This window comes from Bartonella sp. LJL80, assembly GCF_054871565.1.
In genome coordinates, this window is sequence record NZ_JBTXLM010000002.1 from 534,435 (window position 1) to 544,934 (window position 10,500).

The following is a 10,500-nucleotide window of genomic DNA, read 5'->3' on the forward strand; positions in this document are numbered from 1 at the left end:
CACCGGCAGCGAGCCATTAAAGTACTGGCTCGCCTGTATTTTCCGCAGCATCACGAATCGGCTATAGAACGTTTATGAAAAACTATCTTGATCTCCTCTCCCATGTTTTGGAAAATGGTGTCGATCGGTCCGACCGTACAGGCACAGGAACGCGATCGGTATTCGGTTACCAGATGCGTTTTGATCTGGCACAAGGTTTTCCGGTACTGACAACTAAAAAATTGCATTTACGGTCGATTATCTATGAGCTGCTATGGTTTCTGCGCGGTGAGACCAACATTTCATGGCTGAATGAAAATGGTGTTTCGATCTGGAATGAATGGGCTGACGAAGATGGGGATCTGGGGCCTGTTTATGGCTATCAATGGCGTTCATGGCCGGCACCGGACGGGCGGCATATCGACCAGATCAGCAATCTGTTGGCAATGATCCGAAATAATCCGGATTCGCGTCGCTTGATTGTATCGGCATGGAATCCGGCTTTGGTTGATGAGATGGCGCTGCCACCATGCCATTGCCTGTTTCAGTTTTATGTGTCGCAGGGCCGTTTATCGTGTCAGCTCTATCAGCGTTCAGCAGATATTTTTCTCGGTGTCCCGTTCAATATCGCGTCTTATGCCTTACTGACGATGATGGTTGCGCAGGTGTGCGATCTGAAGCCGGGCGAGTTTATCCATACATTCGGCGATGCGCATCTTTATGCCAACCATTTTGATCAGGCAAAAGAACAGCTGGCCCGACAGCCTACGGCTCTTCCGACCATGAAAATCAATCCTGATATAAAAGATCTTTTTGCATTCAAATTCGAGGATTTCGAATTGCAAAACTATGTTGCCGCGCCGCATATAAAGGCACCGGTGGCCGTATGAGCATCCCGCTATGTCTTATCGTTGCTGTTACTGAAAATGGTGTCATCGGGCGCGACGGTGCCATGCCATGGCAACTATCGACCGATTTGAAGCGGTTCAAAGCGATAACAATAGGTAAACCGGTGATCATGGGGCGCAAAACCTGGGATTCGCTCGGGCGTCCGCTGCCCGGCCGCATGAATATCGTCATCACAAGGGATCCGTCTTTTGCGCCGCAAGGGGCGGTCGTGGCACATTCCCTGCAAGCAGCCTGTGAAGCGGCTCGCATAGAAGCTACCCGGGCAGACAATCCAGCTATTTTTGTGATTGGTGGTGGAGAGATATTTAAACAGGCTCTCCCATTTGCCGATCGCATGTATATCACTGAAATTCTGGCTTCAATTGATGGAGATACCTTTTTTCCGTCTTTTGACGCGGACAAATGGAAGGCTGTCGACGTTCAGATGGTTCCTAAGGGTGAGAAAGATAGCCATCCAACCCGTTATGTGGTCTATGAGCGGAAATAAAAACGAAAAACGGACAAAAAAGATCAGCTTTACGTTGAAAGCCGTGTCCGGCATCCCTATAAACGGTAAACGATCAATTTCGCGTGAATGGTTTACGCAGGACAAGAGGTGACTATGCCCTGGAGCAATCAGAATGGCGGCGGCCCATGGGGCGGCGGCGGTAATAACGGCGGCAGCCCATGGGGTGGAAATGGCAATGATAACGGCGGAAACAAAAATCCGTGGGGTAAAAAGCCATCCGGCTCAGGCGGTAATGGTGGTGGCAATGGCGGCGGTAACGGGCCCGATATTGACGACATTCTGCGCAAGGGACAGGATCGGTTGAAGCAGGTCGGCGGTGGCGGCGTGTTTTTCGTCATTATTCTGCTGGCAATTGCATTTTGGTTATTCCAGTCATTTTATATCGTTCAACAAAATGAACAGGCTGTAGAGTTGCGGTTTGGTGTGCCCAAGGATGGTATTGTCGGCGATGGTTTGCATTTCCATTTCTGGCCGATTGAGACATATCTGAAAGTCCCGTTAACCGAAAAAACCATCGCGATCGGTGGTCAGCCGGGGCAGGCACAAACCAGTGACGGATTGATGCTTTCGAGCGATCAGAATATCGTCAACGTGAATTTTTCTGTTTATTATCGTATTTCCAATCCCGGTCAGTTTCTCTTCAATGTGAGTGATCAGGAAGGGACCGTGCGTCAGGTGGCTGAGAGTGCAATGCGCGAGGTTATCGGCAGTCGTCCGGTGGACGATGTTTTGCGTGACAAAAAAGAAGAAGTTGCCGATGACGTTAAAAAAGTCATCCAGTCCACCGTCGATAAATATCAATTGGGTGTAGAGGTCAGTCGTGTTTCAATCAGTGAGGCCGCACCGCCAACGAAAGTTGCCGCAGCGTTCAACTCGGTCCAGCAGGCCGAGCAGGAACGTGGCCGTATGATTGAGGAAGGAAACCGCGTACGCTTCAACAAGCTTGGTATGGCCAATGGTGAGGCATCTCGTACCCGCGAGGTCGCCAAGGGTGAGAAAGCCCAGATGGTAGAGGAAGCTACAGGACGTGCAGAGCGCTTCCAGGCGATCTCACGCGAAGCTTCCGTTTCACCCGAAGCGACAAGATATCGCCTCTATATGGAGACAATCGGGCGTATTCTGGCATCTCCGAATAAGCTCGTATTGGATCAAAAAAATGGCGGGCCTGTTTCCTATCTGCCACTCAATGAATTGATGCGCGGCCAGCCTGCAAAAGCATCGCCATCGACAAGCACAGCCATGCCGCAAACCGGCGCCGTTGTGACAGGAGGACAGTAATCATGCAGCAGAACCGTTTTTTCATTATTATCGGTATCATCGTTGTGCTGATTGTCGCCGTGTGGATGTCTGTTTTTGTCGTTTATCCACGCCAACAGGTTGCGGTGAAGCGTTTTGGACAGATTGTACGCGTCGAGCCAAATCCGGGCATTTATTTTAAAACGCCGTTCATTGACCAGACTGTCATTATTGACAATCGTTTGCTGCGATACGATGTGCCCACGCAATCCGTTCAGGTTCGTGGCGGTGCATATTATGAGGTGGATGCGTTCTTTATCTATCGTATCACCGATCCGAAACTGTTTTTGCAGCGCATAAGCTCGGGGCGTCCGCAGGTTGCCGCACAGGAAAACTTGGCGCCGCGCTTTATAGATGCTTTACGCGCAGTTTACGGTAAACGTGAATTCAGAGCTGCTCTTTCAGATGAACGTGGTGCGATGATGGGGGAAGTTCAGCAGCAGTTTTCCGCTGATGCAGGCTCACTCGGAATTACCATCGTGGATGTTCGTATCCGCAAGACCGACCTGACCGATGCGGTTTCTGAAGACGTCTATCGTCAAATGGCGGCGGAACGTGAGGCAGCAGCGGAAAATATTCGTGCGCGTGGTCAACAGGAACGCGATCGAATCGTCGCGGAAGCCAACCGCGAATATGAAGAAATCGTTGCGGCGGCAAAACGTGATGCGGAAATCACACGCGGTGAAGGTCAGGCAGAAAGTATCCGGTTGTTGCTTGACGCCAGAAAGACAAATCCATCTTTCTATGATTTCTGGCTGGCTATGGAAAATTACCAGAAGCTGCAGTCGACACCGATGGTCATTTCACCCAATGAGGATTTCTTCTATTATTTCCATAATCCTCTCGCAGTTGGTAAAGCGGCTGCTCCGGCTGGAAACTGATGTCGGTATTTCTAACCGCCATAGGTTTAGCCCTTTTCATAGAAGGGCTTGTCTATGGCGGTTTTCCATCGGTTGTGAAGAAGATGATGGCACAAGCATTGGCAATGCCAGACAGAAATCTCCGATTGTTCGGTTTTGTCTTCATGTTTCTGGGGCTTGCGGTCATCTGGCTTTCTAAATGACATGAAACCTGTCCGGCTTGGTACTTCATCGCTTCATTAACAATACGATGCAAGACACGCAATTGCGCATTCCCCTTTGACATAAAATGCTCTAAATGGTGCATTAACAGCGTTTGTAATGCCGACTGATTGGATGGAAATATGTTGTTGAAGCGCCTTGCCATAACTTTAGCCGCGTGTTCAGTATTGTTCTGTACACAAACTGGCGTATGGGCCGAGGCGCCAATACAACATAAGGCACCTGAATCGGTGTCTGACTTGGCCGCCGGCCTGTTGGACGCGGTGGTCAATATCTCCACATCTCAAACGGTTAAAGGCACGGAGCAGGGTGACAATACGACGTCGCCGAAAGTTCCGGAAGGGTCGCCTTTTCAAGAATATTTCAATGATTTCTTTTCCCATGATGAGGGTAAAGATAGCAGCAACCAATCCCGCAAGGTTCAGTCATTGGGATCCGGTTTCGTGATCGACGCCCAAAAAGGCCTCATCGTGACCAATAATCACGTGATTGCAGATGCAGATGACATTGAGGTCAACTTTACCGACGGTTCCCGTTTGAAAGCGAAGTTGCTCGGCAAGGATGCTAAAACCGATTTGGCCTTGCTGCAGGTTGATCCTGACGGAAAAAAACTCACAGCGGTGGGGTTCGGAGATTCCGAAAGCGCGCGTATCGGCGATTGGGTTATGGCAATCGGTAACCCGTTTGGGCTTGGCGGTACGGTTACTGTCGGTATAATTTCGGCCCGTAATCGTGATATCAGTGCCGGCCCCTATGATGACTTCATTCAAACGGATGCTGCGATCAATAGGGGCAATTCCGGTGGTCCGCTATTTGACATGAGCGGCAAGGTTATCGGCATCAATACGGCCATTATATCACCTTCCGGTGGCTCAATCGGTATCGGTTTTGCCATCCCATCGGACATGGCCATTGGCGTTCTTAATCAATTGCAGGAATTCGGTGAAACGCGTCGTGGTTGGCTTGCCATACGTATCCAGCCGGTGACACAGGATATCGCTGATAGTTTGAAGCTTCCGAAAGCCGAGGGTGCGCTCGTTGCGGGCAAGATAGAAGATAAAAGTGTTGATCATAAGCAGCTAAAAGACGGCGATGTTATCGTGCGTTTTGCCGGGCGCGCGATCAAAGACGCACGCGACTTGCCACGCATTGTCGCGGAAAGCCCTGTCAATAAGGTGGTGGATGTTACCGTCATCCGCGATGGCCAGATGAAAACCGTTACTGTCAAATTAGGACGCCTTGAGGAAAAGGAAACCGGGGCGGAAGCGTTAATGGAAAACGCCGATGAAGGTGAAGAGAAAACGCCGGCAACCGATGCGGTTCAATTCATGGGCATGGCTCTTTCGGCAATAAATGACGATTTGCGTAAGCAGTTTAATATCGGCGCGGACGTTGAGGGTGTCGTTGTCACGGCAGTTGTTCCCAATAGTGCGGCCGACGAAAAACGCATCCGCAAAGGCGAAGTGATCGTCGATATCAATCAGGAAGTTGTCAAAACACCGGAAGATGTCAAAAAGCGGTTGGATAATCTGCGTGCAACGGGACGTAAAAACGCACTGCTCATGGTGTCCGGCAGCGATGGCGAGTTGCGGTTTGTTACCGTTCGGATGGATTGATTCCGTTCAAGGATCTAATTTCATAAATCACATGCGGCTTTAATTGGCGATGCGTATCAGGCACACGCGGATGTAAGAATGATTGGTCAGGTCTGGCTGTCATCCCGATTTTTTGCATAACTTTTATTGATGGCCCATTCGTCTCCACAGCAAATGCGACGATGATTTTGAACCTCATTGTTTTGAAACCAAAATCCACAAGCGCTGCGGCAGCTTCGCTGGCAAAGCCGTTATTTTGATAGGTTGGCAGAATACGCCAACCAATTTCGACGGTATCTTTTGGTATAAACGGTTCCAAATCTGTCCGAAGAAGACCGATCATACCGATAAATGTTCCACTGCTTCGCAGACGTAAGGCGCGAAACCCTAAGCCTGAAGCAGCAAGGTTTTCAGCGTTCGTTGTAAACAACGCATCCGATTGTTCCCGCGTTTTCCGGTAGGGAAAAAACGTCATAATATCTTTGTCGGAATTCATCGCATGGAAATGCCCTCGATCGTCCTCTTGCCATTGCGTTAATAACAGCCGATCAGTCTCTATCATCATGTCCTGAAATCGCTTTTCCGATAACCCTGTATATAAAGGAGAGCGGTGAGATCTCCATGGTCAATGCGCATGGAGGCCGCTTCAGCAACAACCGGTTTCGCATGAAGTGCCACGCCAGATCCGGCTTTTTGCAACATAGCCAGATCATTGGCACCGTCACCGACCGCCATGACATCTTCCGGTGCGATTTCCAGCTGCCCGCAAAGCTCCAACAGCTTATCAAGCTTGGCTTGCTTACCAAGGATAGGCTCATTGACCAGACCAGCCAGTCTATCTCCCTCAACCATCAGCTCATTGGCATTATGTTCGTCAAACCCAAGCAGCGATGCCACTTTTGCGGTAAATATGGTGAAACCACCCGAAACCAATGCGGTATAAGCCCCATTTGCCCGCATTGTGGCAATGAGTGCAGGGCCTCCAGACATGAGAGTGATCCGTTTGGCAAGTACATCTTCAATGATGCTTAATGGCAAACCTTTGAGCAAGGCCACGCGTTCGCGCAACGCCGGTTCAAAAGCGATTTCCCCGTTCATAGCCCGTCGGGTAATCTCGGCAATAAGCGGGCGCAATCCAGCTTCTTCTGCCAATTCATCAATGCATTCCTGCTCGATCATCGTTGAATCCATATCAGCGAGCAGCATCTTTTTTCGCCGTTTATCTTGTTCTTGTACGACGACATCGACAGGTGCCTCTCCCAAGGCTTCACGCAGCCTGGTCATTGCAACATGTTTCTCGATATCGTGGCCCAAGGGCAGATCGCATGCGACCCCGTCACAAAGCCAATAAACAGCACTTGCATTAACATGCTGAGAGGCTTTATCACCAAGCTCCGGTGTCAGAACAGGATTATCCGGATGGGCAATGAGTGTGGCAACGAGCATTTGGCTGGCAGACATGGGAAACTCTCAACAATGACAAAAAGACATGTCACTTTGATAGCTGGCCCGACCGCAAGCGGCAAGTCGGATTTTGCGCTCAAGCTTGCAAAGCAATCGTCGGGAATCATTATCAATGCGGATTCCATGCAGGTTTACGATGTTTTGCGCGTAATAACTGCTCGCCCATCCGGACATGATATGGCTGAAGCCCCCCATTTCCTTTATGGCCACGTCGATCCCGCCGTGAACTATTCAACGGGCAAGTGGCTAAGAGATGTGACGGCTTTATTGCAACAACTGCCATCTGCACCATTGATTTTTGTCGGCGGTACCGGTCTTTATTTTCGCGCGCTCACTCAGGGGCTGGCGCAAATTCCAGAAATTCCTATCGATGTGCGTGAAAATTTGCGGCATCGGCTCGATGAAAGTGGTTCGGCAGAACTGCATCAATATCTTCAAACGATAGATCCACAATCGGCATCGCGTATCGAAACGAATGATAGCCAGCGCATCATCCGTGCGCTCGAAGTTTTTGATGCGACAGCTAAAACACTAAGCTGGTGGCAGCAACAAAAATCCGAACCCTTGCTTGATGAAGAAGAAATACAAAAATACTTGTTGTTGCCAGAGCGTGAGAGCGTCTATCAGCGGATAAACCAACGTTTTGACCATATGGTAGAACAAGGTGCATTGGATGAAGTTCGTCTATTGGCAAAGATGGAGCTGGATCCTCTTTTGCCTGCGATGAAGGCCATTGGTGTTCCAGAATTTTTGGCTGTCTTAAGTGGTCAACAACCGCTTGAATCGGCAATAGAGACTGCCAAGATGCAGACCCGCCGTTACGCCAAGCGACAAATGACGTGGTTTCGGCACCAAATCGATTCTCACTGGAATCGTGTTTGATTATCGACCGAATGCTCTATTGCAACAGCTTTATTCGGCATCATCAGTGAAGAATTGTTATTATAATTGTGTGGCTAACAATAGCTTGTTTCAATAAGGCACGCGTTATGGTTTTATCACGTCCTAGACTGTTGCTTTAATACAATATCTAAAACAAAAAGAAGAAAATGAACTTGGTAGGATTTCCATTTTGCTTTGAAGGCATATCTGCTTATGTTATGAGCGCGGTTCGAAAAAATCCAATAACCTTCAAAAGCGGCGGGGGAAAGTGGATGTCATATAATGCGATTGAGCACCTTCGCCTTCTTTTTGCCTCTTACCGGGGCGGTATTGAGTCCTTCTGTATTAAAAGCTGCAGAAACGATTTACTCCAGCGGCACGCCAACATTTGCGTCGCTAGCAACCTATGATACCATTCAAGGTACATCAAGTAGCATTGTTGTTACGAATGCTGGCACCGTTTTAACGGCAGAATATACCAACAATAGTGATGATGGCACCCCGTTACCCCAGGGTGTGATCCATATCGGGAATGGCGCCGCCGTTGGTGATACACAAGCCTACTTGCGCGTAGAAAATGGCGGGTCGGTGGTCGCTCAACAGTCGTTACGCATCGGCGGTGCTGATGGTTTAAACTCGTCGGTTAGCGTTTCGGGCGCAAATTCCTCGCTTTACGCAGCCCAGCTCGTGGTCGGCTATGGCGGTGCGAATTCAACAAACACATTAAGCGTGACAGATGGCGGTCGGGTTGATTCCCATAATGTTTATGCCGGTCTCTACGCCGATGGTAACATCGTTGTTTCAGGCGATCAGTCTCAATTAAATGTAACGCGCGGCACAAATGCCGCTGGGACACCGTTTGGGCAATTAAATATCGGCACTTTTGGCCATACGGGTATCGTTACAGTCGAAAACGGTGGTGAGATCAATAGCGGTGCCAATACGATTTTCACACTGGGCGGCATTGGAAGCGACATAGCGACTGATACCGGCAGCAAAGGTTATCTGTATATCAAGGATGGTGGCATCGTAAATGCGGCAGTGCTGGCTATTGGCAATAGTTACTATCGATCGGAGGGGTATGTCAGTGTCACGGGCGCAAACTCCATTCTGAATGTTGGTACGTTATATGTCAGCGGCGACGATGGGATCGGTCAGGCGACTGTATCGGATGGCGGAACGATCAATGTTACTGGAACTTTCTATCTAAGCGCAGGAAGTGCCGGGAGGGGCAGCTTCTATCTGGGTGAAGGAGGAACCCTGATAGTCGGTGGTACGAATGGCATAGTCTATGGTGGTAGTTCGGGGGGGTACGACTTTGTCCTGGATGGGGGGACGTTGAAAGCTGGTTCAAGCGATCTGACAACTTCGGTCAACATGACTTTGGCGAATGGGCGTAATTCGATTATTGATTCCGATGGAAAAAATATCACGCTTTCCGGTAATTTAAGCGGAAGCGGCGGGTTAGAGAAGGAAAGCGATGGTCGTTTGACATTAAGCGGCTCCAATACGTTCACCGGCAGCTTGACGGTTAATAACGGAAGTGTCGTTGCTGCATCGGACGGTGCTCTTCCAGACAATATTGCTTATATTGTCAACGCCGGACAACTTGATGCCAGCGGATATGGTTTTGTTGCATCATCCCTATCAGGAACCGGTGGCACGATTTCATTGGGTGTGAACGATACGATAACGATCAATCAAGATGTTGATACATCATATGACGGTACATTCGAAGGCCAAGGTCAGAATTCTATTGTAAAATCCGGCCAAGGACGTCTGACTTTGAATGGCGATAGTCCAACCTTTTTAAGCAATATTGATCTCTCCGCGGGCGGGATTGAGGTTAATGGTAATCTGCAGAACACATCGGTGAACATAGCAGATAATGCTGTGCTTTCAGGGACTGGGCAGGTTGGCAATGTGGTTATTGCCAATGGCGGCCTGTTGAAAGTCGGACGCGTATCAGAACCAACACTAGCTGCAGATTTCACGACGGGAACAATAGAAAATAACGGGACGATCCAACTAAGCCAGAATAGCGAAACGGTGGGTAGTCGTTTGCTCGTCAATGGCAATTATAGTGGCAATTCCGGCACCTTCATTTTCAATACGCAGCTTGGCGATGATAGTTCCCCGACGGATTTTTTGCATGTGTTGGGCAATAGCTCTGGTCAGTCCTATGTGCAAGTTGTCAATCGGGGTGGCCTTGGTGCTTTGACCACCGGTGATGGTATCCAGCTGATCAAGGTCGATGGCACATCATCTGCCGATAATTTCTCGCTGAAGAGTGATTATAGCTTTGAAGGGCAGGCCGCTGTCGTCGGTGGAGCCTATGCCTATTCCCTCTATGCTGGCAATAAGGCTGGCGACTTTGCCGGTGATTGGTATCTGCGTTCGCTCTATGTCAAACCTGTCGAACCACCACAACCGCCTGTTGGGCCGGTGGAGCCGCCAGTCATTGAACCCAAGCCCGTTTATTCCGCTGTCGTGCCGATGTATGAGGTCTATCCGCAAATCTTGCAGCAGTTGAACAAGCTTGGCACGTTGGAGCAGCGAATTGGCAACCGCACATGGATTGGTACAGGCTCTGATCGGCAGACGGCCACCATCAATGAGATGGAAGGCCGCGGTTTCTGGATGAAGGTGGAAGGCTCCACCGGCCATATCAATTCCAATGTCAGCAAGACCCGCAGCAACTATGACCTTGATATGATCAAGACACAGATCGGCCTCGACTTCGAGGTGACAGAAAGCGATGCCGGCAAGCTGATCGGCGGCGCCT

The 10,500-nt window shown here is 49.6% G+C and carries 10 protein-coding genes; 8 read left to right on the forward strand and 2 right to left on the reverse strand.

Annotated elements, in window-relative coordinates:
- The first annotated feature begins 74 nt into the window (after positions 1 to 74).
- From ACYSNS_RS06785 to ACYSNS_RS06810, 6 genes are all read left to right on the forward strand, one after another.
- Entirely contained in the window at positions 75 to 869 is a 795-nt protein-coding gene (locus ACYSNS_RS06785) for a thymidylate synthase (RefSeq protein WP_461722372.1), read from the forward strand.
- A complete protein-coding gene (locus ACYSNS_RS06790) occupies positions 866 to 1,375 on the forward strand; it encodes a dihydrofolate reductase (protein WP_461722373.1) in 510 nt (169 codons plus the stop codon). Before ACYSNS_RS06785 ends, ACYSNS_RS06790 begins: the two co-directional genes overlap by 4 nt.
- Before the next feature lie 114 nt (positions 1,376 to 1,489).
- Positions 1,490 to 2,674: an FtsH protease activity modulator HflK gene (hflK, locus tag ACYSNS_RS06795; protein ID WP_461722374.1), complete on the forward strand. Its 1,185-nt coding sequence runs from the start codon at positions 1,490 to 1,492 to the stop codon at positions 2,672 to 2,674.
- A 2-nt stretch (positions 2,675 to 2,676) separates the two neighbouring features.
- A complete protein-coding gene (gene hflC, locus ACYSNS_RS06800) occupies positions 2,677 to 3,573 on the forward strand; it encodes a protease modulator HflC (RefSeq protein WP_461722375.1) in 897 nt (298 codons plus the stop codon).
- Positions 3,573 to 3,755 (forward strand): DUF2065 domain-containing protein, encoded by a 183-nt coding sequence (locus tag ACYSNS_RS06805; RefSeq protein WP_461722376.1) that lies wholly within the window; start codon positions 3,573 to 3,575, stop codon positions 3,753 to 3,755. Before hflC ends, ACYSNS_RS06805 begins: the two co-directional genes overlap by 1 nt.
- Positions 3,756 to 3,896: 141 nt before the next feature.
- Positions 3,897 to 5,390, forward strand: a complete 1,494-nt coding sequence (locus ACYSNS_RS06810; protein WP_461722377.1) for a Do family serine endopeptidase — start codon at positions 3,897 to 3,899, stop codon at positions 5,388 to 5,390.
- Here the strand turns inward: ACYSNS_RS06810 and ACYSNS_RS06815 are convergent.
- Entirely contained in the window at positions 5,371 to 5,934 is a 564-nt protein-coding gene (locus ACYSNS_RS06815) for a GNAT family N-acetyltransferase (protein WP_461722378.1), read from the reverse strand. The genes ACYSNS_RS06810 and ACYSNS_RS06815 overlap by 20 nt on opposite strands.
- Complete coding sequence (gene serB / locus ACYSNS_RS06820) at positions 5,931 to 6,830, reverse strand: phosphoserine phosphatase SerB (protein ID WP_461722379.1); 900 nt, start codon at positions 6,828 to 6,830, stop codon at positions 5,931 to 5,933. Before serB ends, ACYSNS_RS06815 begins: the two co-directional genes overlap by 4 nt.
- Before the next feature lie 15 nt (positions 6,831 to 6,845).
- Here serB and miaA point away from each other — a divergent pair, with 15 nt between their 5' ends.
- Positions 6,846 to 7,715 carry a tRNA (adenosine(37)-N6)-dimethylallyltransferase MiaA gene (miaA, locus tag ACYSNS_RS06825; protein WP_461722380.1) on the forward strand — a complete coding sequence of 290 codons (870 nt, stop codon included), beginning with the start codon at positions 6,846 to 6,848 and terminating at the stop codon, positions 7,713 to 7,715.
- 330 nt (positions 7,716 to 8,045) lie between these two features.
- A partial coding sequence (locus ACYSNS_RS06830) for an autotransporter outer membrane beta-barrel domain-containing protein (RefSeq protein ID WP_461722381.1) occupies positions 8,046 to 10,500 on the forward strand: 2,455 nt, incomplete at its 3' end.